Source organism: Nesterenkonia sp. Act20, from assembly GCF_019173455.1.
Classification (GTDB): domain Bacteria; phylum Actinomycetota; class Actinomycetes; order Actinomycetales; family Micrococcaceae; genus Nesterenkonia.
Genome location: NZ_JADPQH010000001.1, coordinates 1651154 through 1676392 on the forward strand (window position 1 = coordinate 1651154; position 25239 = coordinate 1676392).

Consider the following 25239-nt stretch of genomic DNA (forward strand, 5'->3'; position numbering starts at 1 on the left):
TCGTGCGGTATTCGGGTCCTCAAGCGGCGATGGCGTACACGCCCCAGCTGAGGAAGAAGGCCATGAAGCCGATGGCCGTGGCCATGACGGACCAGGTCTTCAAGGTGGTGATCGTGTCGAAGCCGCAGAAGCGGCCGACGAGCCAGAAGCCGGAGTCATTGAAGTGCGAGAAGGTGATCGAGCCCGCCACGATGGCGACCACGAGGGACGCCAGGGCGAAGCCGTCGAGTCCCAGCTCCATGACGCCGGGGGCCATGATCCCGCCGGCGGTGGTCGCTGCCACTGTGGCCGAGCCCTGTGCGACGCGGATGACCACGGCGACGAGGAAGCCCGCAAGGATGACCGGCAGGCCCAGCGCATCCAGCCCCTCGGCGATGGATCCGCCGATCCCGGTGGCGGTGAGCACGGCGCCGAAGGCGCCACCGGCACCGGTGATCAGGATGATCGAGCAGACCGGAGCGAGCGCGTTGTCGATGAGGTCGGACATCGCGTCGCCGAGTCCGCCCGAGCCCCTGCGCGGCTTGATGAAGAGCAGGTACATCGCGGCCAACGTTGCGATCAGCAGCGCCACAGGGGTGGGGCCGATGAGCTGGGAGAGCGCGTAGCCGAAGCTGTCCTCGCTGATTCGGCCATCGGCCTCCAGCGTGTTGGAGAGCGCGTTGTAGAAGATGAGCGCCAGCGGCAGGAGCAGCACGAAGATGACGGTGCCGAAGGCGGGCCGCGCGTACTCCTCGGTGACCCTGGACTCCCCGAAGAGGTTCGGGACCGGGAAGTTCGGGTAACCCTTGGCCATGACCAGGCCGAGCCGGTAGCCGGCCAGGTACCAGGTGGGGATGCCCACCATCATGGCGACGATCAGAACCAGTCCGATGTCTGCACCCATGACCGTGGCGGCCGCCGTTGGCCCGGGGTGCGGTGGGGTGAGGGCGTGCATCATCAGGAACGCGCCGATGGAAGGCAGCACGTAGAGCATGAAGCTGCCGCCGAGCCTGCGTGCCACGGTGTAGATCACCGGGAGCATGACGATGAAGCCTGCGTCGAGGAAGATCGGGAAGGCGTAGAACAGCGAAGCCACGGCGAGGGCCAGGGGCGCTCGCTTCTCCCCGAAGGTGGCGAGCATCTTGTCCGCCAGCACTTGCGCGCCGCCGGAGATCTCGACCAGACGTCCGAGCACAGCGCCGAAGCCGATGAGCAGCGCGACATTGCCCACTGTGGTGGAGAAGCCACCGACCACCACGGAGAGCACGTCGCCGACCGCGATGCCGGCGGCCAGCGCGGTGATCAGCGAAACGATGATCAGCGAGAAGAAGGCATGGAGCTTGACCTTCACGATCAGCACCAGCAACAAGATGATGGAAGCCAGTGCCAGGACGAGCAGGGCTGGGGTGGGGAGCTCGAAGGCGAGCGTCAGATCATCGGTCATTTCTTACCCTTCGGGGCCGGGCCCAGCTCGCGCAGCAGGTCGCCCATGCGGGCGTAGGCCTTGTTGCGATAGGCGATGACAGCGGCCTTGGTCTCGTCGTCGAAGTCCCCGGTCCAGCCTTTGCCGTTCTTGACTCCGTGGCGACCGGCTGCGACGTTCTCCTCGAGCAGCTTCGGCGGGGCGAGGCGTTCGCCATAGGCCTCGGAGAGCGTGTTGAACCCGTTGGCGTAGACATCAAGGCCTGCCTGGTCGGCGATCGCGAAGGGGCCGAAGAAGCCGAGCCGGAAGCCGAAGGTGGTCCGCACCACGGTGTCGACGTCTTCTGCTGTCGCGATGCCCTCCTCGACCACCGAGGCGGCCTCCTTGAGCAGCGCATACTGGAGCCGGTTCAAGACCATGCCGGGAGTGTCCGCGACTTCGGCACCTTCACGGCCCGCTCGAGCCAGGAGCTCCTTGACGGCGTCGACCACATCGGGGGTGGTCGCCTCCCCGGAGACCAGCTCGACACCGGGGATGAAGGGAGCAGGGTTGGAGAAGTGCACGGTGAGGAACCGCTCGGGGTTCTTCACCGCTGAGACCAGCACGTGAACCGGAATCGTGGAGGTGTTCGTGCCGATGATGGCGTCTTCGCGAGCGTGCTCGGAGATCTTCCCCAGCACCTCCCGCTTGACCTCGGGAGACTCGAAGACGGCTTCCTCGATGAAGTCGGACTCGGCGACGGCTTCTTCAAGCGTGCGGCCCGCCGTCAGATTCGCCTTGATGGTCTCAGTGGATCCAGCCGCGTACAGCCCCTGGTCCTCAAACTCCTGAGCCTCCTGGAGCAGCCGCTCGAGACCCTTCTTGGCTGCCTCGACGTCGACGTCGACGATCTCGACTTTCAGCTCCGCCAGGGCCAGGGACTGGGCGATGCCGCCGCCCATGTACCCGGCGCCGACGACTGTCACGGTGTTGATGGTCTTGGCCATGGTTCTCATGCCTCTTTCGTCATGGTGCGCTGTCTGGTGGTGTTCGTGCCTGATCGCAGCCGACTCAGCTCGTGGCTGGGCGTGCGGCGGCGAGCAGCGGACTGTTCTCCGCCGAGGTCAGAATCTGTGCGATGTACTCGCGATTCTCGGCACAGACTCCGATGGAGTCCGAGCCGTAGTGCTCGCAGCAGAACGGCCCGGTGTAGCCGAGCTCCAGGGCCCGGCGGATGATCTTGCGGTAGTTGATCTGGCCGTACTTCAGCGGCATCGGCGCCGAGGAGTAGCCGCCCGTCGCCGGGTCTTCGTCTCGGGTGTAGTTCTTGATGTGCCAGAAGTTCGCGTGCGGGAGGACCTTCTCGAACATCTCCTCATAGGCCGGCATCGGCCGGTGCAGGCGGATGAAGTTGCCGAGATCGGGGTTCAGACCCACGGCGGGGTGGTCGACGTCGGCGTGGAACGCGACGGCGTCGTCGGCGGTGCCCAGGAACGTGTCCTCATACATCTCCAGGCTCAGCTCGATGCCGTTGGCCTGAGCGTGGTCACCGAGTTCGCGGATTCGCTCCACCGCCAGCGGGCGCAGGGCGGGATCGTCATGGTGGCCCTCTTCAAGCCAGAACCAGAGCGCCTGCTGCTGGACCGGCGTCAGCGCCTGCATGAAGCCGGTGTTGACGATCGTCGCACCAAACTCGGGGGCGATGTCGATCAGCCGATGGGCATCGGCGAGATTGCGTTCGCCGTGCTCTCGATCCACTACCGAGTTCCGCGTCATGGAGATCGAAGAGATTTTGAGCCCCTCATCCGCGAGGACCTTCTTGAAGTCTTCGAGACGGGATGGGGAGAGCTTCTGCAGAGGAAGCCAGGCATCCGTGGGGTCGATGTGATCGAAGCCGAGTTCGCGCATCTGGCGCAGGCAGTCGGACCAATAGGTCGTCGATGCCTCCCAGACCGGGACACCCTCGGAGGTCGTCCCTCCGAAGGCGAGCATATTTCCTGCAATGGGCCACGTGGCTGCTGTGAACATTTGTTCCTTTCAAACGTGCATGCGGGTTCATCTTTGAGTACTTGGTCGCGTGTGTCAAGCGTCACACGTGATGGTGGGGCGACGCGGGGAGCCGAGTCCTGCGGAATCTAGGCGGCAGAAGGCCGGGCGGCGAGCTGGAGAAGTTCCAGATATCCCTGCAGGGACCATGCCGCGCGTCCGATGAACAGACCCTGCACCCCGGGGATGCCCAGCAACTGCGCAGCGTTTTCTGGTGTGACCGATCCGCCATAGAGCAGGGCCTCCACTCGGCCTCCGTACTCCTCGTGCAGCACGTCGAAGGGCTCGAGGAGCTCATCAACCTCGGCCGGGCGTCCCTGCGCGCCGATCGCCCAGATGGGCTCATAGGCGATGAGGACCCGGCTCAGCTGTTCCTCGGTGAGTCCCTGAAGTGCACCGCGCGCCTGATCAAGCAGGAAGTCGGCCGTGCCGCCCTGCTGGCGGATCTGGGCGGATTCGCCGATGCACAGCAGGGGGATCAGCTCGTGCCGCAGGGCCGCCTCGACCTTCCGGCGTGTGGTCTCGACGGTCTCCGCGAAGTGTTCGCGGCGCTCGGAGTGGCCGATCTCGAGGAGCACGGCACCGGCATCTTTGACCTGCGGAACAGAGACCTCCCCGGTCCAGGCGCCACTGTCCTCCCAGTGCGCGTTCTGCGCGCCGAGGTGAACGCCTGGTGCCGATCCGACCCCCGGGGAATCCGAACTGAGCTCGGAGGCCACAGCTGCCAGCGCAGTATGGGGAGGGATGATGAACGGCTGCACCCCGTCCGTGAGCTCAGGACGGCTGCTGAGCGCCTCGTCGAGTCCCCGGGCGTAGGCGCGCGCCTCGGCCAGGGTCTTGTTCATCTTCCAGCTGGTGCCGATCCAACGGGTCATCCGCGGGCCTTCTTCAGATGGTCCGCCAGGGCTTCCATGAGCAGGGCGAAGGAGGTGGCCCCTGGATCAGGCGTACCGAGCGATTTGTCCCCGAGGACCCGGGAGCGGCCCAGGCGCGCCTTGAGCTCTGCGGTCTCGGCAGCGGCCTCGGTAGCAACGGCGGCCGCTGCGGAGAGCGCAGAGGGCAGATCCTGGCCGGCCTGCGACTGCTGCTTCAGGTGCGCAGCGAATGGAGCTGCGGCGTCGACCATGGTCTTGTCCCCCGGCTGTGCGCCACCGAGCCGACGGACGGCCTCGACCGCACGGAGCAGCGCCTGCAGCGCGGCTTCCGGGTCAGCCTTGGTCTCATCGGAGAGCGCGCCACCGGCTGCGGTGAGCGCTGAACCCCAGAGGGCACCGGAGGTGCCGCCCGCAGACTCGGCCCATGCCGTTCCGGCGTGAAGCAGCACCGTCCTGGCCCCGGCCCCTCTCTCGAGCGCTGCGCGGCCGGCCTCAACCGCGCCGCGGCTGCCCAGGACCATGCCCTGCCCGTGGTCGCCGTCGCCTGCCACGGCGTCGAGCCGGCCGAGCTCTCCCTCATTCTCGGCGCAGACCTGCGCGAAGAGCTCGATGACCTCCTGCACAGAGGCGGCGGTGGTCTGCGACTCCGTGGTGGCCTCGGGAACATTCTCCTCGCCGGGAGTATAGAAGTCGGTGCGCGGTGCGCGGTCCTGCATCGAGGGGAGGTCCCGCAGCTCGCCTCGGCGATAGGCAGGAGTGTCGGCGGCTGCGACCCAGTGCCCTTCGAGCTCCTCGTCGAGGAACACCACGGTCAATGACAATCCCGCCATGTCCAGACTGGTGACGAACTCCCCGACCTCGGGCTGTACGGCAGTGAGACCTGCTTCTGCCAGACGCTCGGCGATCCGCCCATAGACCACGAAGAGCTCTTCATACTTGACTCGTCCCAGACCGTTGAGCACGACGGCGACGCGTCCGCTCCGATCCTGCGGCACCTCCTCGAGGATGCCTTCGAAGAGCAGGTCGGCGACTTCACTGGCGGTGCCCATCGGCAGATCTCGAATGCCGGGCTCCCCGTGGATCCCCAGTCCGACGCCCATGGTGGACTCCGGCACATGGAACAGCGGCTCCTCGGCACCTGGCAGCGTGCACCCGTCGAAGGCCAGCCCGAAGGAACGCGTCGCGTCATTGGCCTTCCACGCGATCCGCTCGGCCTCATCCAGATCAGCGCCCGCCTCGATTGCGGCTCCGGCGATCTTGAACACCGGAAGGTCACCGGCGATGCCGCGACGATCCCGATGGTTCTTGCGGCTATTCGAGGCGATGTCGTCGCTGACTCGAATGATCCGCACGTCGATCCCCTCAGCACGGAGCTTCTCTGCGGCGGCTCCGAAGTGCAGGACGTCTCCGGCATAGTTTCCGAATCCCATGAGAACTCCGCCGCCGTTCTCGGCGTTGCGGGCCACCGAGTAGACCTGGGAGGCGGAGGGGGAGGAGAAGATGTTTCCGCACGGGGCGCCGTGGCCCATCCCGGGGCCGACCCAGCCGGCGAACGCGGGGTAGTGTCCCGAGCCGCCGCCGATCACCAGCGCAGGCTGGCCGGCGGGGGTCTGCGTGGAGCGAACCACTCCCCCGTGCACGGCGGTCACGTATTGCGAGTTGGCGGCGGCGAAGCCGAGCACCGCCTCGTGGGAGAAATCAGATGCAGAGTTGAGCAGGTAGGTCATGACTGTCCTCGTGGTCCCGGATCGGTACGCCCTTGACGGGCGGTACAGATGTGCGCTGACATATGTGCTGAGGCCACCCTAGAGCAGATTGCGTGACCAGCACCACTTTCCCCGTGAAGTCAGGTGGACGGATACGATGTCCCGATGGAGGCAACAGAGGTCATGAAGGACGCTCCCGAGGGCACGTCTGAGCTGGAGCGCCTGTATCGGGCTGCCCAGCTCTACTACGAGCAGGGCGCGACCCAGGCCGAGGTTGCCGAGCAGCTGAAGGTGTCCCGCCCCTCGGTCAGCCGCATGTTGGCAGAGGCGCGGGCTCAGGGGATCGTCGAGATCCGAGTCCACCGCCCTGCGGCCTCCGGCATGGATGAGCTCAGCGCGCGGCTGACGCAGAAGCTGGGCGTGGAGGCTGTGTACCTGGCACCGGGAGATCAGTCTCAGCGGGTCGGCCTGGGTCTGGGCCCGGTGACGCGACAGGCCCTGGCAGGCGCGAATCTGCGCGCCGGCGACGTCCTGCTGCTGGCCTCAGGGGAGACCACCTACGCATTGGCACAGCAGCGCCTGGGCGACTTCGCGGGCGTGGTCATCGCCCCCACCGTGGGCGGCCAGGCGGAGCCGGATCCCTGGCACCAGACCAATGAGGTGGTGCGAGCCTTCGCCGCGACCTCCGGGGGCTACCCCCACTATCTCTTCGCGCCATCAATGCCGTCACCGGCCCTGCTTTCGGCGCTGCAGGACGACCCGGGCTATCGCCAGGTGGTCGCCGATTGGAATACTGCAAAGGTGGCACTGGTGGGCATCGGCGCGGCGCCGCTGTCACGCAGTTCGATCGCCCAGTCAGTGCCCCGCCATCACCCGAACCTCGCGCAGTCCATCGGCGATGTCTGCCTCGCGTTCTACGATCCGCAGGGTCATGAGGTCACGTTCCCCGGCAGCGAGCGGATGGTGCGGGTTCCTGGCGAGACGCTGCGTGCAGTTCCCACGCGCATCGCGGCGGCCGTAGGGGTTCACAAGGCGCCGAGCATCCTCGCTGCGGCCAGCGCAGGATGGTTCAACATCCTGGTGACCGACGAGTCAACGGCTCGCGCGATGGACCGCCAGCTCTAGCTGCAGCTGCCGGTGTCCTCATAGCGCGTGATCGCCCCGACCTTTTCGGCGGAGGCGCTCGAGGGGTCAAACTCGTGCTTGAGCCACTCATCGACCAGTTTGCGGGCAAGCTCCCGACCGATCACGCGCTGTCCCATGCAGAGCACCTGGGCATTGTTCGAGAGCACGCCGCGCTCCACGGAATAGGCATCATGGGCGGTGACTGCGCGAATGCCCTTGACCTTGTTGGCTGAGATGGCCACGCCGAGACCAGTGCCGCAGAGCAGCAACGCCCGGTCGGCCTCGCCGGCGACGATCTTTTCCGCGGCGGAGACCCCGACATTGGGATACGGAGTCTTGTCTGCGTCGTCGCCGACGCCGACATCGACGACCGAGGCCACTCGAGGATCGGCCTCCAAGTCAGCTTTCAGGGCTTCTTTATAGGCGAAACCGGCTTCGTCGCTGCCGATGACGATTCGAAACTGACTGCTCATGTTGGCTCCTCAACTCGTACCTGGGTCTTCCTCCATGCTACGTCGCCCAGAACAAACGTCAAATACATCTGTTCAGAGCGGACCCCGTGATGGAGCACCCCGGACACAGCAAGGCCCGACGTCGGCGCGCAACTCACGCGCCGTCGTCGGGCCTTGTGAAGAACCAAGCCTCAGCGGGTCAGGAGGTGGCTCCAGCCTTGTCCAGGTGCGAGCGGATGAACCACTGGAAGAGCTCGAGCGCCTTGGCCTGTCCGATGAGCAGGTCCTCGGTGATCGGATCGAGCTCGCCGACCTTGTTCAGCACATCGCGGTGGTCGCCGATGACGCCGTCGTAGACCTTTTCAAGCTCGGCCAGGTGAGTGGTCCCGTCAGCCTTGAACAGCGGGTAGTCCTCCCAGTGGCGCTTAGAGACCAGCTCTCCGCTCAGTCCGGACGGGGATCCCCCCAGAGTGGCGATGCGCTCAGCGACCTCATCGGCGAATCCGCGCACGACCTCGGTCTGCGGGTCGAGCATCTCGTGGATGGCGATGAAGTTCGGGCCCACCACGTTCCAGTGAACGTGCTTGAGGACCAGATGAAGATCATTCAGGGCGTACAGGCGGCTCTGCAGCAGACCGGCAATCTCGTGGCCGTTCTCCTGCGCCAGACCTGGCGCGGTGTAGTCGGAGTACTTCTCAGTCATGTCACACTCCTTGTGCTGTTGATGCATTAGCGCTTTTCGGCGCGGACACTGTTGATACTAGTGATTCATAAAAGGGACCGCTAGGCAGTTGAGCCTATCCTCAGTTGCCAGTTCAGGCCGGCGGGGTCATCACTTCCATGCCGCCGAGGTAGGGACGCAGCGCCTCGGGCACGCGCACGGTGCCGTCCGCCTGCTGGTGATTCTCCAGGATCGCGACCAGCCAGCGCGTGGTCGCCAACGTCCCGTTCAGCGTGGCCACAGGGCGCGTGGGGCCCTTGGAGCCGTCCTCCTTCAGCGTGCGTTCCCGGATGTTGAGCCGCCGTGCCTGGAAAGTGGTGCAGTCGGAGGTGGACGTGAGCTCGCGGTAGGTGGACTGGGAGGGAACCCACGCTTCGCAGTCAAACTTGCGGGCCGCGGAGAGACCAAGATCACCGGCGGCGATGTCCACCACCCGGTAAGGCAGCTCCATCTTCTGGAGCATCGTCTCCTCCCAGGCCAGGAGCTTCGCGTGCTCTGCGGCGGAGTCTTCGGCCGAGCAGTAGATGAACATCTCGAGCTTGTTGAACTGATGCACGCGCAGGATCCCGCGCGTGTCCCGGCCATGCGACCCGGCCTCACGCCGATAGCAGGTGGACCATCCGGCGATCCGCTCCGGACCCTTGTCCAGGTCGAGGATCTCGTCCGAGTGGTATCCGGCGATCGCCACCTCCGAGGTGCCGACCAGATAGAGGTCGTCGCGCTCGAGACGGTAGATCTCGTCGTCGTGCTCCACATCGAATCCGGTGCCCGCCATGGTCTCGGGGCGCACCAAGGTGGGAGTGATCATGGGAGTGAAACCGGCCTCCACCGCCTGGTCCAGGCCCATCTGCATCATGGCCAGCTCCAGTCGGGCGCCGATCCCCTTGAGGAAGTAGAACCGCGCGCCGGAGACCTTGGCCCCGCGCTCCATGTCCACGGCGGCCAGACGCTCGGCCAGTTCCAGGTGGTCCTTGGGGGTGAACCCCTCGGCCGCGAAGTCACGGGCCGCCCCTTCCTCGCGCAGAACGACGAAGTCGTCCTCACCGCCGGCGGGGACGCCTTCGTGGATCAGGTTCGGGAAGGCGCCCTGAAGTCGGCGCAGCTGGTCCTCGGCCTCACCGGATGCGGCCTCGGCGGCCTTCACCTGATGCGAGAGCTCCTTGACCTCCGCGAGCAGCTGTTGCTTCTGCTCCCCGCTGGCCTGGGCGACCTTCTTGCCGAAGGACTTCTGCTCCGCTCGCAGAGTCTCGAAGCGGGTGATGGCGGCGTTGCGGGACTCCTGGGCGGAGATCAGCGCATCCACTGCGGCTTCGTCCGCCTGGCGTGCGCGCTGGCTGGCCCGGTAGGTCTCGGGATTCTCGATGAGGTCCTTGATGTCGATCACGACACCAGCCTATCGCCACACCGCCGCCAGACTCCGCCAGTACACTGCCCTTGATGACTAACGACGCCCCCAGCACACTTTTCTGGTTCGCCCTCGCCGCGGCAGCACTGCTGCTCATTGCGGTGATCTGGCTGAGCGTCTCGCGCCACAAGCTTCGCCGCAGCAACGCCGCGCTCGAACGCGAGCGCAGCAACACCCAGTACTCCCCGAGCGAGCACGCTCCGGGGCGCCTGGTGGCGGTGGTGGTCAACACGACCAAGGACTCCTCCGACGACGTCGTGCGGCAGATCCATTCCGCCTGTTCCCGAGCCGGCATGCCGAGTCCGCTCGTGATGGCCTCGAGCGCCGAGGATCCCGGCCATGAGATGACCCGCCGAGCGTTGGAGGCGGGCGCCGTCGTCGTCGTCGCCGCTGGTGGAGACGGCACCGTCCGCGCTGTGGCCGCGGAGCTTGCCGGAACCGAGACCGCGCTGGGGATCGTGCCGCTGGGCACCGGAAACCTCTTCGCCCGCAACATCGGCCTGCCCTATCAGGACCTGCATGCCTGCGTGGACGAGGCCATCCATGGCCGCAGTCACCGCGTGGACACGTTGGACCTGGTGCTCGAGCGTGTGGGCGGTCGCACCGAAGAAGAGATCTCCCTGGTCATCGCGGGCGGCGGTCTGGACGCCGAGGTGATGGGCGACACCCGTGAGGCGCTCAAGCAGCGCGCTGGCTGGTTGGCCTATGGCGAGGCCGGACTGCGCCACATCATGGGCGCGCGCTCCAGTGTCACCGTGCAGCTCGACGGCGGCGAGGCGCAGACCCACAAGGTCCGCTCGGTCCTGCTGGCGAACTGCGGCTCACTCCAGGCCGGAATGCTGCTGGTGCCCTCCGCCGAGTTCGACGACGGGCACATGGACGCGGTGCTGTTCACTCCGCGCCACGCACTGGACTGGGCGCGGATTCTGGCCAAGACCGTCACGCGCTTCGCGGCCGACATCCCCGTGATGACCGTGCGTCAGGCCAAGCAGGCCCGGATCACGATGGCAGAGCCGATGCCCTTCCAGATCGACGGCGACGCGGTAGGTGAGGTGATCAGCGTCTCCGGGACCGTCAACGCGCACGCGCTGAAGGTCAATGGAGTCACCGTCCGGGGAGTCCAGGAGCTTGAGGAGAACACTGACACCGAGGACGGCCCCGGCAGCAACTCCAGCACGGTGAACCAGAGCGATGGTGACCCCGGCCTGACCGAGGCGAGGGTCACCAAAGCTCCTCACGACGCCTGATCAGAGGCCGGCCTCCTGAAGGATGCTGCGGCATTCTTCAAACGCGGGGTCCGCATCCCAGGCAGCGTCCCCTTCCTCATGCTCCACCAGTGTGCGCTGGAGGATGCAATAGGCGGGCTTTCGCTCGTAGTCCCCCTCGTGGAGCGTGGCATCGCCCTCACCGGGGAACGTATTCGGCACCCAGCTCTGTGCGTCGAGGGTTCCCCAGATGGTGAAGGAGTTGCAGCCACTCACCGCGAGACACGCCTCGAGCACCGTCTCGTAGCGTTCCGCCGCGCCGGCACGGTCCTCGGCGGACATCTGGTCGTTCTCATCCACCTCTCCACGGACGTCGATCTCGGTCACCGCCGTGTACAGGCCCAGGTCATCAAACCGCTGAAGGTTCTCTTGGTAGCTGTTGTCGAACCCGTACTGCATCGATAGATGGGTCTGTGACCCGAATCCATGGACCGGAATCCCCCGCTCCAGCTGATCGGTGATCAAGCTGTAGTAGGCGTCCGCCTTCGCATTGAGTCCGTCCACGTTGTAGTCGTTGTAAAAGAGCAGCGCCTCAGGGTCCTCTTCGTGGGCCCAGGTGAAGACATCGTCAAGGATCCCGGGGCCGAGCTCACGAATCCAGATGTTGTCACTGTCTCGAATGCTCGCCTCTGCGTCATCCTGGAAGATCTCGTTCGCCACGTCCCACTGATCTATGCAACCTGCATACCGGGAAACCACGGTGCGCACATGCTCTTCCAAGATCTCGCGCAGCTCGTCCTGGGAATAATCGCCGTCCTCAAGCCAGTCGGGGTTCTGAGAGTGCCAGAACAGAGCGTGGCCGCGGATATCCATGCCGTTCTCCTCGGCGTACGCCACGACCGCATCGGCCTGCTCAAAGTCATAGACCCCAGGTTCTGGATGGACGAACTCCCACTTCAGAAAGTTCTCGTGGGTTACTGAGGAGTATTCCGAAGCCAGGTGCTCCCGGTACTCCGGGTCCGAGGGAAAGGGATCCGGGTACTCAGCATCCGAGTGATGTCCTCCGCCTGCGGCGATGTTGCCGATCCGGAGATCATCGGGGGCGACGCCGGCCAGGGAGTCCCGGTCCCAGGCGCCTTCGGCGGCCCCTCCCTCGGGGGTGAACTGACACTGCGCCGCATCTCCCCCGCCGCCGCCATTTCCAGGGCCCTTCCCGTTGCCCTTTCCTTTGTCCTTGCCCTTGGCGTGGTCCGGAGGTCCGGGTTTGCCCGCATGGTCCGGCCTGCCGGACTGGCCAGCGTGATCTGGGCGACCCTTTGACTTGTGCTCCGGCTTGTCAGCGCCCTTGGCGCCTGCTCCAGCCTCGACCGTCAGGGCGGCATTCTGCGCGCTCGGCACTGAAGTCGTGGCCGCTCCGGCCGCGGCGGGGGTCCCAAATGTGAGCGCGCCGACACATACCACCGCAGCGGCGAGCGCCCCTCGATTCGATCGGTTGAACATGAATCTCCTCGTTGTCGTCATTGACATACCTAGACGGCGGCAAAGCCGCAATACAGATCAGGCCAAGCAGGTCGACCATCGCGCGTCGAACGAAGAACGGCATGCACCGCGTCGAACGCCGCATGATGTGATGTGAATCACTACTTTGTATTACGAGGAGACTAAAAAATGCCCCTTGAAGTGTCAAGGGTCACAGCAATTTAGGGACTGAAGTACCCATCGGTGTCGGGCTTGCATCGGCGCCGAGAGCGGGGCCTGCGCCGGGCTCTCTTACGCGCGTCTCAGTGAGCTGATCCAGGCGGCAGCGGCGGTGAACGCTTCGTCGGAGACCTCTGCGGTGGTCTGCTGAGGCTTCTCATCGGCGCGCGGATACGACCCCAGGAAACGGATCCCCGGTGCGATGCGATGAATGCCAGCGAGCGCATCGGCCACCCGCGCCTCGGCGATATGGCCTTCGAGGTCGATCGAGAAGTAGTACTCCCCCAGCCCGTTGCCCGTCGGCCGTGACTCGATCCGGCAGAGATTGACCCCGCGTGTGGCGAAGTGCTCGAGCAGCTCCATCAGCGCACCAGCCCGGTCCTGCGGAAGCGGGATCATGATCGTCGTCTTGTCCGCCCCGGTGATCGAAGGAATCTCCCCGGGCCGCGCCACGAGCACGAACCTCGTCACAGCCCCGGCCACATCCTCGATGCCGCTGGCCACCACGTGGAGTCCCAGCTGGGCCGCCACCAGCGGAGAGCACACAGCAGCATCGGCGCTCGGCGTCTCCTCAAGCAGCCCACGGGCGGCGGCTGCGGTGGAGGAGGCAGGAACGAACTCCGCTGCCGGAATCGTGGACTCAGCCCAGCGCCGGACCTGCGCCCAGCCGTGTGTGTGTGTGGAGATCGTGCGAATCTGCTCAATCTTGAGCGGGGCGGCCGAGGCCAGCACGAAGCTGATCGGCACAAGCGCCTCACGGACGATGTGCAGTCGATGCGCCACAGAGATCGCATCCAGTGTCGCGGTGACTCCGCCCTCCACCGAATTCTCGATCGGCACCATGGCGGCGTCGACCTCCCCGGCCTCGACCATGTTCAAGGCCGTCAGAACCGAGCCCGCCGGCACACGCTCTGCCTGCTCCACGCTAGGAATCTGCAGCAACGCCGCTTCGGTGAAGGTGCCTGCAGGCCCCAGGAAGGAATAGCGCAGAGACTCAGCCTGATCATGGCGGCGCGTGCTCATCGAACCTTGGGCTCCTCACCGGTGGACGACTCCAGAGGTCGCCCGGCCACGAGCCAGCCGTCCATACCGTCCGCGACGAAGATCGCCGAATACCCCTTGCCGGTCAGCCAGGTGGCGATCTGCACCGAACGCCCGCCGGTCCGACAGATCACGTAATAGTCCTCATCTGGATCCAGCTCCTCCTCAAACCGGGCAGGCACCTCGCCCACAGGAATGTGCAGGGCCCGCGGAGCGTGGCCCTCGGCGAACTCGTAGTCCTCGCGGACATCGAGCAGCGCGGCGTCGGCGGGAACATCTGCGGCACGAACAGTCTCGAAGTCCGACATTTCAGCCTCCTTCAGGGCAGGGCGAACAGGCCTGGTGCGCCCTCAACACTAGCGCGTGCGCGCAGCGCCACGCATAGAGTGAGCCCATGGAGCAGACCACCGATCCAGACTCACCGTCCACCGCCGTCCAGCTGCGCAGCGACTTCTTCCACGGCGAGGTCTCTGCGGTGGAGCTGGCGACGGCCGCGCTGACCGCAGCCGCGGTTCAGGTTGAGCTGGGCGCGTTCATCCACCTCGATGCGGAGTATGCACTGCGCCGGGCGGAAGAGGTCGACCAGGTGCGCCGTGCCGTGCTGGACTCACGCAGCCCAGACTCCCGCAGGGCGGCCATGGCGGAGCTTTCCGCCCGAACACCCCTTTTGGGACTGCCCACCGCGTTCAAGGATCTCGTCCAGGTCGCGGGGATGCCCACCACGATGGGCACTGCGGCGATGCCTGCCGTCATTCCGGGTCGCGACGACCCGCTCGCCCGGCGCGTACACGCCTCCGGCGCGATCAGTCTGGGCAAGACACAGGTCCCCGAGTTCGGACTCCCCTGCTACTCGGAGAATGAGCTCGCCTCACCGGCACGCAATCCCCTGGACCCCGACCGGACTGCGGGGGGCTCCACCGGAGGCGGGGCCGCCGCCGTGGCGGCCGGCATGCTTCCGCTGGCACCGGGAAACGACGGCGGAGGCTCCGTCCGAATCCCCGCCGCAGCCTGCGGACTCATCGGCCTGAAACCCGGCCGGGCGCGCCTGCCAGACGACCAGCAGGACGCGAGCGTGCGCAACCTCGCAGTCTCGGGTCCTCTCGCCACCACTGCCGAAGACGCTGCGCTGCTCTTCGACGTGATGGCCGGGCATCGCTTCTCCGAGAGCACCTCGGGGCTGGCGGAGGGCCCCGCCATGCGAACAGTCCGTCAGGCCCTGCGGGACGGCCTCCCCCCGCTGCGCATCGGCGTGACCACGGAGTCCCCTTTCTCCCCGGATCTGGACATCGTGCTCGCCGAGTCGGCCGTGACGGCACTGGAAGATGGCCTGAGTGCCCTGGAACGGCTCGGGCACATCATCCAGGGCAGCAGCCACTGCACCGGAGTGGACTCGTTCTGGCCGGATGAGTACCACCAGAACTTCCAGGCACTCTGGACCTCTCGACTGGGTCAGCTCGACTTCTCCGCTGAAGAGCGGGCGAAGCTGGCCCCACTGACCCGGTACTTCATCGACCTGGCGGCCCAGCGACCCCAGGCTCAGACGCAGGAGGCCATCGCCGCACTGGAATCCTTCTCCACCGATGCGGAGGCTTTCATGGGGCCATGGGACATCTTGGTCACACCGATGCTCGCCTTCGCTCCGCCGAGAATCGGATGGTTCACCTCGCTGACGCCCGAGGAGAACTACCGAGAGCAGTGCCGCTTCACCCCGTACAGCTCGGTGATCAATGTGATGGGACTGCCCGCGATCAACGTCCCCACCCACACCGACGCCGAGGGGCTGAGCTGGTCTGTCCAACTGATCGGTCGCCGCGGCTCGGAGGAGGCGCTGCTGGCACTCGCCGCCACCATGGCACAGGGCTGAGACCTCATGGCGATCGGCACAACATGCGGGCACCCTGTGCAGACACAGCAGCGCCGGGCCCGATGAACTCGGACCCGACGCTGAGTGGTGCACAACCGCCCATCCGGCGGACTGTCTCACCCGGTGGGCGGGCGTGAAGGTTTGAGCCAGATTACTTCTTCAGGCCCTTAACGAAGCCCTTGACGCTGTCCTTCGCGTCCTGCGCTGCGTCTGCGGCCTTGGCCTGGGTTTTCTGGCTGCTGCCTTCAGCCTCGGTCTCTTTGTCGCCGGTCAGCTTGCCGAAGCCTTCCTTGGCGGAGCCGGTTGCCTGTTCGGTCTTGTTGTCAGTCTTGTCATCGAGTCCCATAGGTGACCCCTTTCGTCGGCGGACAAGTCCCTTGTCACGCTACAGATCACGCCGTGGACTGTCACTCAGAACAATCGTTTCCCAGGGAACTCACAGCGAACTCCCCCGGTGGTTCAAGTCCTGCGCGGCTCATCCTCCTCATCGCGCGAGAGGTCTCTCTCGTTGACCGGGGTGGCCAGAGCGGCGTCGTCATCGGTCCCGAAACCGACATCGGTGCCTCGGATCCGGGCGATCGCGCTGAGCACGTGGTGGATCGCAAGCGCGGCGAAGCTGCCCAGGGCGATGCCTTCGAAGACGATCTCCCCGTAGACCATGGTGAAGTTGGCGATGGCGATCACCAGCGGCACCCCCGCGACCGCCAGGTTGATCGGATTGGCGAAGTCCACGCGGTTCTGCACCCAGATACGCACGCCCAGCACGCCGATCATCCCGTAGAGCACCGTGCCGGCACCGCCGAGCACCCCTACGGGGACCGTGGCGATCAAGGCTCCGAACTTCGGCAGCAGTGCCAGCAGTATGGCGAAGAGACCCGCCACCCAGTACGCAGCGGTGGAGTACACCCGGGATGAGGCCATGACCCCGATGTTCTCGGCATAGGTCGTCGTGCCCGAACCGCCGCCGGTGCCCGCCAGCATGGTCGCCGCGCCGTCGGCTATCAGCGCTCGCCCGGTCAGTGGGTCCAGGTCCTGCTTGGTCATCAGCGCCACGGACTTCACGTGGCCGACGTTCTCGGCCACGAGCACCAGCACCACTGGAATGAACAGGCCCAGAACGCCGATGTGGAAGCTGGGTGCCGTGAACTGGGGCAGGCCGAACCAGCCTGCGGCGCCGATGGTGGAGAAGTCCACCTCTCCGCGCAGCACGGCCACCACGTAGCCGACGACCACTCCCACCAGGATCGACAGACGGCCGAGCAGGCCTTTGAACAACACGCTGGCCAGCAGGATCGACGCGATGGTCACGGTCGCGGTGATCGGCGCCTCATTGACGTTGTTCCACGCAGCAGGCGCAAGGTTCAGCCCGATCAGCGCGACGATCGCCCCGGTGACCACGGGCGGCATGATGCGCTGGATCCAGTGGCTGCCGGCGAAGTGAACGACGACGCCGACCACCACCAGTCCCAGCCCCGCCAGGAAGATCCCGCCCAGCGCACCGGACATGCCGTACTGCGCCGTCGCCGCACCCACTGGGGCGAGGAAGGCGAAAGAGGACCCCAGGTAGCTGGGGATGCGGCCGGCGGTGATGATCAGGAACAGCACCGTGCCGATGCCAGAGAACAGCAGCGTGGTCGACGGTGGAAAGCCGGTGATCAGCGGGACCAGGAACGTGGCACCGAACATTGCCACCACGTGCTGCATTCCCACCCCGGTGGTCTGGAACCAACCGAGACGCTCTCCAGGAGCCACCACCGCCCCTGGCCTGACGGTACGGCCGTCACCATGCAACGTCCATCCGAATCCGGGAAACCGGTTCTTCTTCTGCGTGCTCATCCCACACACATTAGCGGCACCTGGCCTCGGCTGCCTGGTCCCGGCTAGCCGGCGGATCCTCATTCAGCTTTTCCAATATCTTGAACCCCATCACATGATGATTACATTCGATGCAATTGCCGGAGTTGATCCACGTGATCCGCGCATTCCCCCGGCATGCCTGGGCTCTGGCGCCGCGGATATCGCTGGGCCTAAACTCCTGAACGTGTCATGAACCCCTGTTTCACCGGGTATTCACCCGATCCGCGGTTGAATCTCCGAACCAGCTCACTACTGTGGAGACCGATGCCTCACACCGCAGACACCCCTGCCCAGAACTCCACCGAGTCCTCTTCGACCTCGGAGCGAGTTGAGATCCGCACGCCCACTGTGGAGGACGGCACCTCGCTCTGGCGACTCGCCGCCGGCACGGGCGTCCTGGACGTGAACACCCCCTACGCCTACATCCTGTGGACCCGGGACTTCGCCGAGACGTCGGTGATCGCAGAGGTCGACGGAGAGCCCGCGGGATTCATCTCCGGGTACCGCCGACCCGATGCCCCAGAGACGCTGTTCATCTGGCAGGTGGCGGTGGACTCACGCTTCCGGGGACGCCGCCTCGCGTCGCGGATGCTCACCACACTGGTGGAATCGGTCGCACCCCAGCGCCTGGAGACCACGATCACGTCGGACAATGCTGCATCGATCGCGCTGTTCACCGGCCTCGCCCGCGATCAGGGTGCCGAGATCACCACCACCACGTTCTTCACCGAGAAGCACTTCCCCTCAGCTCAGGAATCCGGGGAGGAGCACGCCCCCGAGGACCTCTACACGGTGGCTCCGCTCGGCTCCCGCACCGACTGAGCATCACCTCCACGAACTTCCAGCACGACTTCCCCGAAACCTAAGGAATCGATAAGCACCATGCCTACAGATATCTTCGAAACTCGCGAATCCCAGGTCCGCAGCTACTGCAAGAACTGGCCCGCGACCTTCGCCAAGGCATCGGGCCCCTACCAGTGGACCGAGGACGGCACCCGCTACCTGGATTTCTTCTCCGGAGCCGGCGCGCTGAACTACGGCCACAACCACCCCGAACTTCGCGATCTGATCGTGGACTACGTGGCCAATGACGGTGTCACCCACTCGATGGACATGAAGACCCCGGCCAAACGCCACTTCCTGGAAACCTTTGAGCGCGTCATTCTGGAACCCCGCAAGCTGGACTACAAGGTCATGTTCCCCGGCCCTACAGGCACCAACACTGTGGAGGCTGCCCTGAAGCTGGCCCGCAAGGTCACCGGCCGGCAGCACATCCTGTCCTTCACGAACGCCTTCCACGGCATGACGCTGGGCGCACTCTCGGTCACGGGCAACTCGATGAAGCGTCGCGGTGCCGGCATTCCGCTGACGAACTCCTCGAAGATCCCTTATGACGACTATTTCGACGGCGATATGCCTGACTTCCTGTGGCTGGAGAAGATCCTTGAGGACTCCGGCTCCGGCGTGGACAAGCCCGCAGCGGTGATCGTGGAGACGGTCCAGGGCGAGGGTGGACTCAACGCAGCACGCATGGACTGGCTGAAGTCCCTGGCGTCCCTGCTGCGTCGACACAAGATCCTGCTGATCGTCGACGACGTCCAGGCAGGCTGCGGACGCACCGGCAAGTTCTTCTCCTTCGAGGAGGCCGGTCTCTACCCGGACATCGTCTGCGTCTCCAAGTCGATCTCCGGCTATGGCCTCGCTATGGCGCTGACCCTCTTCAAGCCCGAACTGGACGTCTGGGAGGGCGGCGAGCACAACGGCACCTTCCGTGGGAACAACCTCGCCTTCGTCACCGCAGCGCGCGCGCTGGAGCTCTTCTGGGCCGATGACAGCTTCGAGAACCAGCTCGCCGAGCGCATCACCGAGCTCCATGACGGCCTGGAGAAGATCGCCGAGCACGTCCCCGGCGCCTCGATCCGCGGACGCGGCTTCCTCACCGGTATCCACTTCCCCAACCCGGACACCGCTGGCAAGACCGCGGCAGAGGCCTATAAGCGCAACCTGCTGGTGGAGACCTCCGGTCCGCAGGATGAGGTCCTCAAGCTCATGCCGGCACTGAACATCGAGTCCGAGGACCTGCAGAAGGGCCTCGCGATCGTCGAGGAGTCCCTGCTGGCGGCCACCGGCAACCTCGGTGAGCCCTCCCGGCTGCGCGCACCCCGCTGAACCTGCTCTCGGAGCTACTGAGCCCCTCATTATTGACAGCCACTGATCGGAGATCTGCGTGTACACGATGAACATCGACACCCTCAACGGCACGGACCGCGACATCCAGCAGGAGAACTGGCGCTCGCGCCGCATGGTTCTGGCCAAGGAGAAGGTGGGCTTCTCTTTGCATGAGACCACCCTCTACACCGGCACCACCAATGAGTTCTGGTATGCCAACCATGTGGAGGCCGTCTACTGCGTGGGCGGCAAGGGAACCCTGACCGACCTCGAGACCGGGGAGGAGTACGCCATCACCGACGGCTTCCTCTACATGCTCGACGGCCAGGAGAAGCACCGCGTCGAGGTTGAAGAAGAGATCCGCGTGGTCTGCGTCTTCAACCCCCCGGTCACCGGCCGTGAGGTCCACGACGAGAACGGCGTCTACCCCCTGATCATCGAGGACGAGACCGCCTGATCTGCTGAACGGCTGAGCCTTCGCTGCGCTGAGCCGCAACGTCCGACGGCGCCCCTCACCTTCTCCCCGGAAGACACCGTGGAGCAGGTGGGCGGGCGCCGTCGTCGTCTCTGCTGGCAGCTTGCGGCCGCGCCTGGTTTGGACTTCTCCGGCCTGTTGTGATGTGATTCAGCTGACATGTGACCCACAGCACGTGGGGAACTGTCACACAATCACCTTCACAACGGATCGTCGGGCACGTACCTGCCCGTGAAAGGGACATATCACCATGGCTTCAGTGACGTATGACTCCGCCAGCCGCATCTACACCCCGGGCGCGCGGCCTGCTATCAACCAGCTCCACCTCGAGGTCGCCGACGGCGAGTTCCTCGTCCTCGTGGGACCCTCCGGCTGTGGCAAGTCCACCGCGCTGCGCATGCTCGCCGGCCTGGAAGAGGTCAATGAGGGTCGCATCCTGATCGGCGGCGAGGACGTCTCCCACGTCTCCCCCAAGGACCGAGACATCGCCATGGTCTTCCAGAACTACGCGCTGTACCCACACATGTCCGTGGCCGAGAACATGGGCTTCGCCCTGAAGATCGCCGGCGTCTCCAAGGAGGAGCGTGCCGAGCGCGTCAAGAAGGCAGCCGAGATCCTGGACCTCGTGCCCTACCTCGAGCGCAAGCCGAAGGCACTCTCCGGAGGTCAGCGTCAGCGTGTCGCCATGGGCCGCGCGATCGTGCGCTCTCCCAAGGTCTTCCTCATGGATGAGCCGCTCTCGAACCTCGATGCCAAGCTGCGTGTGCAGACTCGCACGCAGATCGCGGCACTGACCCGCGAGCTGCAGACCACCACCGTCTACGTCACCCACGACCAGGTCGAGGCCATGACCATGGGCGACCGCGTCTGCGTGCTCAAGGACGGCGTCCTTCAGCAGGTCGACTCTCCCCGCAATCTCTACGACACGCCCGCCAACGTCTTCGTGGCCGGCTTCATCGGCTCCCCCGCGATGAATCTCTTCCACGCCAAGATTCAGGGCGAGGGCCTGGTGCTCGGCAACGACATCGTCCCCGTCGCCGGCGGACACCTGGCCAAGAGCAGCCGCGACGAGGTCGTCCTGGGGGTTCGTCCCGAGGACATGGAGCTGACCGAGGACGGCACCGGGCTTCCGATGACCGTTGACCTGGTCGAGGAACTCGGCGCAGACGCCTACATCTTCGGCACTCCGGACGGCATCAAGACCTTCCAGCCCTTCATCGTGCGCGTGGACGGGCGCCGTCCCCCCATGCGCGGCGAGCGGGTCTTCATCAAGCCGAATCCGAATCATGTGCATCTGTTCGACATCGAGAACGGACTGCGCCTCAACGGTGACGTTCCGGAGCACACCCCGCATGCCTCGCTCTCCGATGTGGAAGCCCTGGCCGACTCCGAGGACTGATCACAGGGCTGCCGTCCAGCCGGTGCTCAGCAAAACCCCCGTAGAGTGAAGAACATCGCTCACGGGAACCTGTCATCGACTGACGGGTTCGTCACTTCAGCGACATCGACGTCGACGACAGAAAGGAACGGGCCATTATGCATAAGTCAGTACTGCCAATCAGCTTGACTACAATCCTGCTCATCGTGATCATCGTCATCCTGGTGACCTGATCCACAGAGACCAGCAGCAACAGGAGGGCGTGATCCGAACATTCGGGTCACGCCCTCCTGCTATGCCCACTGCTGTCATGCCCGGTGAAGCTGCAGCGATGCATTGATCAGCCGGTCCGGCACCGGAGTGTGCGAGAACAGCACCACGCTGCGCCGGGGACCGGTGGCGCCCAGCAGCTCTTCGAGCATCTGCGCGGCGGTCTCCGGATCCACATGAGCAGTCGGCTCGTCCAAGATCAGGATCCGCGCCCCAGAGAGCAGACCGCGGGCGACAGCGATGCGCTGCGCCTGACCTCCCGAGATCAAGTCCCCGAACATGCCCACGGGAGTCTGCAGACCGTGACGAGTCTGCGCCCAGTCCCAGAGTCCGACGGCGCGCAGCACCTGCTCGAGCTCCGCATCCTGCGCCGCCTCCGGACCACCGGGATGGGCGAGCGCCAGATTCGCGCGCAAACTGGAGTCAAAGATGTGCGCCTGCTGCTCGATCAGACAGACCTCCCGGCGCAGCTGCTCGGGACTCCAGCCCGTCACATCCTCACCTGCCACCCGGTACCGACCCTCGAGGGCCAGGAATCCGGTGAGCCCGAGTGCCAGCGCGGTCTTGCCCACACCGCTGGGTCCGGTGATGAGCAGGTTCTCCCCAGGAAGCAGCCGCGCCGAGAGGGGCGCCCCCACCGGGGCATCGCTCTCGGGCCACCGCACGGTGACATCGCGCAGCTCCAGTGTCGGCACGGCGTCGGCAGAGAAGTCTGCAAGAACCTCCGAGCCGGAGGTGGGCGCCATCTGGGCATGCGGTCGCTGCTCGTCCGCCGGCAGCTGCGGCTGCAGGGTCAGCGGCTGATCCTGAGCCGGGCCCGGCGGCGCCGGCTCTGGCGCGATCTCCGCGATTCTGCGCGCGTGGGTGAGCACGCGCCGTCGTGCACTCCACGCCAGCGGCACCGCTGCCGCCAGTTCGAAGACCGCGAGCGGAATCAGCGCCAGCGTCACCAGCACAGCCGGGTCCACCTCGCCGAAGCCCAGCGCGACGTCAGGGCCCAGGGGCACCGCGGCCTGCAGGGTGGGGCCGGTGATCAGCAGCGCTGCCAGCACCGCCGCACCCGTCCCGGCTGAGAAGACCGCTGCGAGGAGGCCGGCCCCGCGCGCACCGATCAGCGCCTCCCGGCGCAGCCTGGCGTCGAGCTCCGCGACCTTCTGCAGCTGAGCGTCCACGGCGTCGTAGGCGATCAGCACGTCGAGCTCACTGACGAGATCCACGACCTCATCGGCAAGGTCTCCGCGCAGCTGTGCAGTGCGCCGCTCGGCGCCCACGGTCAGCGTCTCGGTCACCAGGGTTCCCAGCACGAGGGTGAGCAGCAGCAGTCCCGCGAGCGCCAGGGCGAAGAGCGGCGAGAACCAGAGCACGGCGAGAAGCGTCAGCCCGACCACGGTCAGGGACGAGGTCAGCGGCTGGATCACTCGGGTGGGCAGATCCACCAGTCCGTCCACATCGCGGATCACCCGGGTGAGCAGATCTCCGCGTCGTCGTGGGCCCAGCTTCACCGGGGCGAGCGGCTCAAGCCGCGAGAACGCGTCCCCCCGGACCTCGCCCAGGGCCCGGAAGGCGGCGTCGTGGGTGCTCAGCCGTTCGAGGTAGCGGAAGAAGCCGCGGGAGAGGGCGAAGGTGCGCACCGCGACCACGAGCAGCCCCAGGTAGAGGATCGGTGGCTGTTCGGCGGCTCGGGTGATCAGGTATGCGGAGCTGCCCAGCAGCAGCACTGCGCTGAGTCCGGAGAGGATCCCGAAGATCAGCCCCGGGGCCATGGCTCGCCAGGAGGGTCGTGAGGCCGCCAGCAGGCTTCGCGCCTGTCGCTGTGGGTTCTGCTCTGCCGTTCCGGCGGTCATCTCGGGGCCCCCACATACGCCGGACTCAGCTCCACCAGGTGGTCTGCCGCCTCACGCATGGTCTGGTGGTGGCTGATGACCAGGACCGTGCGGCCGGCGGCGGCCTCGCCGCGCAGAGTGTGGATCAGCTGCTCCTCGGTTCGGGCGTCCAGGGCGGCGCTGGGCTCGTCCAGCAGCAGAATGGGACAGTCCAGGCTGCGAACCCGGAACAATGCCCGTGCGATCGCTGCTCGGTGCGCCTGGCCTCCGGAGAGCCCCGCCCCACGCACTCCGAGCCGGTGGTCGAGCTGGACGTGGAGTCCGATGTCGTCGAGCACCTCTCGGGTGAGATCCGGGTTTCTGGGCTGGTCCATCGCGATGTTCTCCTCCACCGTCCCGCTGCGCAGGCCATGTCGCTGACCGCTCCAGGCGATGAGCTCGCGTCGCTGCGGACCCGCGAGCCGCGAGGTCGCACCGAGGCTGCCATGCGGCTGGAGAAGGATCTCGCCGCGGCTGGGAAGAAACCCCATGATCGCCTCGAACAGGGAGGTCTTCCCGATCCCGCTGGGACCGGTGATCACCGTGAGCTCCCCGGCGCGTGCCCGCAGGTCCACGCCCTGGAGCACGTCGGTCTCTCCGCGACGCACCTGAAGCCCGCTGATGACCAGATCCATGGGGACTCCGCGCAGAGCGGCCACCGGCGTGGGGCTCTCCCCGGCGGGTGGACCCTGGTGAGCAGCGGCGTCGTCGAGGATCTCGAAGACGTCCTCGGCGGCGGCCACACCCTCGGCGGCCGCGTGGTAGTTGGCTCCGACCTGGCGCAGCGGGGCGTAGGCCTCCGGGACGATGAGCAGCACGAAGAGACCCACGGCGAGGTCCATCTGCCCGTCGATCAGTCGGATGCCCACGGAGACGGCCACCAGGGCCACCGACAGGCTCGCCGCGAGTTCGAGCACGAACCCGGAGAGGAAGCTGATCCGCAGGACCTTCATCGTGCTGCGGCGGTGCTGGTCGGAGATCTCGCGCAGATTCCCACGTTGGCGATGCGCTCGGTTGAAGACCTTCAGGGTGGACAGCCCCTCCACGATGTCCAGGTAGGTGCGGGAGAGCCGGTCAAGACGCCTCCACTGCTGCTGCTGGGCTGCCTGGGTGGAGAGGCCGATGAGCGCCATGAACACCGGAATCAGCGGCAGGGTCAGCGCGACGATCACCGCAGTGGTCAGGTCCTGGGAGGCCAGCACACCGAGGTGAAGCGGGATGGCCAGAATGGTGAGCACCAGCTGCGGAAGGTAGCGGGAGAAATAAGAATCCAGCGCGTCGAGCCCGGAGCCCAGCACCGTGACAACATGGGCGCTGTCGCGGGAGCGCGGGGAGGCCTCACCTGCAGCCACGGAATCCGCGAGCGCCCGGGTGGCGCGCCGGCGCAGCTGGCTCTTGGCCTTCACCGCTGCCCGAGCTGCCGCGAACTCCACCGCCCAGGCCAGCGCCGCACGCCCGAGGACCACACCGCCCAGACCCAGCAGCGCCGGTGCCAGTTCGGCAAGCAGAGCCCCGCTGCCGGTGCCAGGCACCTCCCCGAGGATCCCCACCCAGGCTGCAGCGCGAGCAAGGATCGAAGCCAGCAGCCAGCTGAAGAGGATCACCAGTGTCACCTGCCCCAGCCCGAGCAGCGCCGCCAGAATGAGGAAGCTCCGTGACGCGGCGGCATAGCGGAGCAGGCGCGGATCAAGAGGTTTCATAGTGACCGT

The 25239-nt window shown here is 66.0% G+C and carries 22 protein-coding genes; 7 read left to right on the forward strand and 15 right to left on the reverse strand.

Going from position 1 to position 25239, the window contains the following annotated elements; translation table 11 throughout:
* Nucleotides 1-19: 19 nt before the first annotated feature.
* The 5 genes from IY716_RS07580 to IY716_RS07600 form a co-directional block, all read right to left on the reverse strand.
* A complete protein-coding gene (locus IY716_RS07580) occupies nucleotides 20-1423 on the reverse strand; it encodes a GntP family permease (RefSeq protein ID WP_218220944.1) in 1404 nt (467 codons plus the stop codon).
* Nucleotides 1420-2388 (reverse strand): 3-hydroxyacyl-CoA dehydrogenase family protein, encoded by a 969-nt coding sequence (locus tag IY716_RS07585; protein ID WP_369699630.1) that lies wholly within the window; start codon nucleotides 2386-2388, stop codon nucleotides 1420-1422. Before IY716_RS07585 ends, IY716_RS07580 begins: the two co-directional genes overlap by 4 nt.
* Nucleotides 2389-2452: 64 nt before the next feature.
* Nucleotides 2453-3409: a sugar phosphate isomerase/epimerase gene (locus IY716_RS07590; protein WP_218220946.1), complete on the reverse strand. Its 957-nt coding sequence runs from the start codon at nucleotides 3407-3409 to the stop codon at nucleotides 2453-2455.
* A gap of 107 nt (nucleotides 3410-3516) precedes the next feature.
* Nucleotides 3517-4302, reverse strand: coding sequence for a triose-phosphate isomerase (locus IY716_RS07595; protein WP_218220947.1), 786 nt, complete (start codon nucleotides 4300-4302; stop codon nucleotides 3517-3519).
* A complete protein-coding gene (locus IY716_RS07600) occupies nucleotides 4299-6029 on the reverse strand; it encodes a dihydroxyacetone kinase family protein (RefSeq protein ID WP_218220948.1) in 1731 nt (576 codons plus the stop codon). Before IY716_RS07600 ends, IY716_RS07595 begins: the two co-directional genes overlap by 4 nt.
* Before the next feature lie 144 nt (nucleotides 6030-6173).
* Between IY716_RS07600 and IY716_RS07605 the strand changes: the two genes are divergently transcribed.
* Nucleotides 6174-7133 carry a sugar-binding transcriptional regulator gene (locus tag IY716_RS07605; protein ID WP_218220949.1) on the forward strand — a complete coding sequence of 320 codons (960 nt, stop codon included), beginning with the start codon at nucleotides 6174-6176 and terminating at the stop codon, nucleotides 7131-7133.
* Here IY716_RS07605 and IY716_RS07610 read toward each other — a convergent pair.
* The 3 genes from IY716_RS07610 to serS form a co-directional block, all read right to left on the reverse strand.
* Entirely contained in the window at nucleotides 7130-7606 is a 477-nt protein-coding gene (locus IY716_RS07610; RefSeq protein WP_218220950.1) for a ribose-5-phosphate isomerase, read from the reverse strand. The two genes, IY716_RS07605 and IY716_RS07610, sit on opposite strands and share 4 nt — an antisense overlap.
* A gap of 178 nt (nucleotides 7607-7784) precedes the next feature.
* Nucleotides 7785-8288 carry a Dps family protein gene (locus tag IY716_RS07615; protein ID WP_218220951.1) on the reverse strand — a complete coding sequence of 168 codons (504 nt, stop codon included), beginning with the start codon at nucleotides 8286-8288 and terminating at the stop codon, nucleotides 7785-7787.
* A gap of 112 nt (nucleotides 8289-8400) precedes the next feature.
* Nucleotides 8401-9690, reverse strand: a complete 1290-nt coding sequence (serS, locus tag IY716_RS07620; RefSeq protein WP_218220952.1) for a serine--tRNA ligase — start codon at nucleotides 9688-9690, stop codon at nucleotides 8401-8403.
* Between the two features lie 53 nt (nucleotides 9691-9743).
* Here serS and IY716_RS07625 point away from each other — a divergent pair, with 53 nt between their 5' ends.
* A complete protein-coding gene (locus tag IY716_RS07625; protein WP_218220953.1) occupies nucleotides 9744-10958 on the forward strand; it encodes a diacylglycerol kinase family protein in 1215 nt (404 codons plus the stop codon).
* Here the strand turns inward: IY716_RS07625 and IY716_RS07630 are convergent, their stop codons facing one another.
* The 3 genes from IY716_RS07630 to IY716_RS07640 form a co-directional block, all read right to left on the reverse strand.
* Nucleotides 10959-12416, reverse strand: coding sequence for an endo-1,4-beta-xylanase (locus IY716_RS07630; RefSeq protein WP_218220954.1), 1458 nt, complete (start codon nucleotides 12414-12416; stop codon nucleotides 10959-10961).
* A 270-nt stretch (nucleotides 12417-12686) separates the two neighbouring features.
* Nucleotides 12687-13637, reverse strand: a complete 951-nt coding sequence (gene pheA / locus IY716_RS07635) for a prephenate dehydratase (protein WP_218220955.1) — start codon at nucleotides 13635-13637, stop codon at nucleotides 12687-12689.
* A complete protein-coding gene (locus tag IY716_RS07640; RefSeq protein ID WP_218220956.1) occupies nucleotides 13634-13963 on the reverse strand; it encodes a rhodanese-like domain-containing protein in 330 nt (109 codons plus the stop codon). Before IY716_RS07640 ends, pheA begins: the two co-directional genes overlap by 4 nt.
* A gap of 86 nt (nucleotides 13964-14049) precedes the next feature.
* Here IY716_RS07640 and IY716_RS07645 point away from each other — a divergent pair, with 86 nt between their 5' ends.
* A complete protein-coding gene (locus IY716_RS07645; RefSeq protein ID WP_218220957.1) occupies nucleotides 14050-15519 on the forward strand; it encodes an amidase in 1470 nt (489 codons plus the stop codon).
* Between the two features lie 151 nt (nucleotides 15520-15670).
* On the opposite strand, the gene IY716_RS07650 is transcribed toward IY716_RS07645, so the two are convergent.
* Both IY716_RS07650 and IY716_RS07655 read right to left on the reverse strand, forming a co-directional pair.
* Nucleotides 15671-15865, reverse strand: coding sequence for a CsbD family protein (locus IY716_RS07650; protein ID WP_218220958.1), 195 nt, complete (start codon nucleotides 15863-15865; stop codon nucleotides 15671-15673).
* A gap of 113 nt (nucleotides 15866-15978) precedes the next feature.
* Nucleotides 15979-17355, reverse strand: coding sequence for a uracil-xanthine permease family protein (locus tag IY716_RS07655; RefSeq protein ID WP_218220959.1), 1377 nt, complete (start codon nucleotides 17353-17355; stop codon nucleotides 15979-15981).
* A 285-nt stretch (nucleotides 17356-17640) separates the two neighbouring features.
* On the opposite strand from IY716_RS07655, the gene ectA reads away from it, so the two are divergent.
* The 4 genes from ectA to IY716_RS07675 all read left to right on the forward strand — a co-directional run bounded on the left by ectA (nucleotide 17641) and on the right by IY716_RS07675 (nucleotide 21419).
* A complete protein-coding gene (gene ectA / locus IY716_RS07660; RefSeq protein ID WP_218220960.1) occupies nucleotides 17641-18198 on the forward strand; it encodes a diaminobutyrate acetyltransferase in 558 nt (185 codons plus the stop codon).
* A gap of 60 nt (nucleotides 18199-18258) precedes the next feature.
* Nucleotides 18259-19545 carry a diaminobutyrate--2-oxoglutarate transaminase gene (gene ectB, locus IY716_RS07665; RefSeq protein ID WP_218220961.1) on the forward strand — a complete coding sequence of 429 codons (1287 nt, stop codon included), beginning with the start codon at nucleotides 18259-18261 and terminating at the stop codon, nucleotides 19543-19545.
* A gap of 58 nt (nucleotides 19546-19603) precedes the next feature.
* Entirely contained in the window at nucleotides 19604-20002 is a 399-nt protein-coding gene (locus tag IY716_RS07670; RefSeq protein ID WP_218220962.1) for an ectoine synthase, read from the forward strand.
* Between the two features lie 268 nt (nucleotides 20003-20270).
* Nucleotides 20271-21419 carry an ABC transporter ATP-binding protein gene (locus IY716_RS07675; protein ID WP_218220963.1) on the forward strand — a complete coding sequence of 383 codons (1149 nt, stop codon included), beginning with the start codon at nucleotides 20271-20273 and terminating at the stop codon, nucleotides 21417-21419.
* Between the two features lie 287 nt (nucleotides 21420-21706).
* On the opposite strand, the gene cydC is transcribed toward IY716_RS07675, so the two are convergent.
* Both cydC and cydD read right to left on the reverse strand, forming a co-directional pair.
* Nucleotides 21707-23512 carry a thiol reductant ABC exporter subunit CydC gene (gene cydC, locus IY716_RS07680; protein ID WP_218220964.1) on the reverse strand — a complete coding sequence of 602 codons (1806 nt, stop codon included), beginning with the start codon at nucleotides 23510-23512 and terminating at the stop codon, nucleotides 21707-21709.
* Nucleotides 23509-25230, reverse strand: a complete 1722-nt coding sequence (cydD, locus tag IY716_RS07685; RefSeq protein WP_218220965.1) for a thiol reductant ABC exporter subunit CydD — start codon at nucleotides 25228-25230, stop codon at nucleotides 23509-23511. The genes cydC and cydD overlap by 4 nt, the downstream gene beginning before the upstream one ends.
* Nucleotides 25231-25239 lie beyond the last annotated feature (9 nt).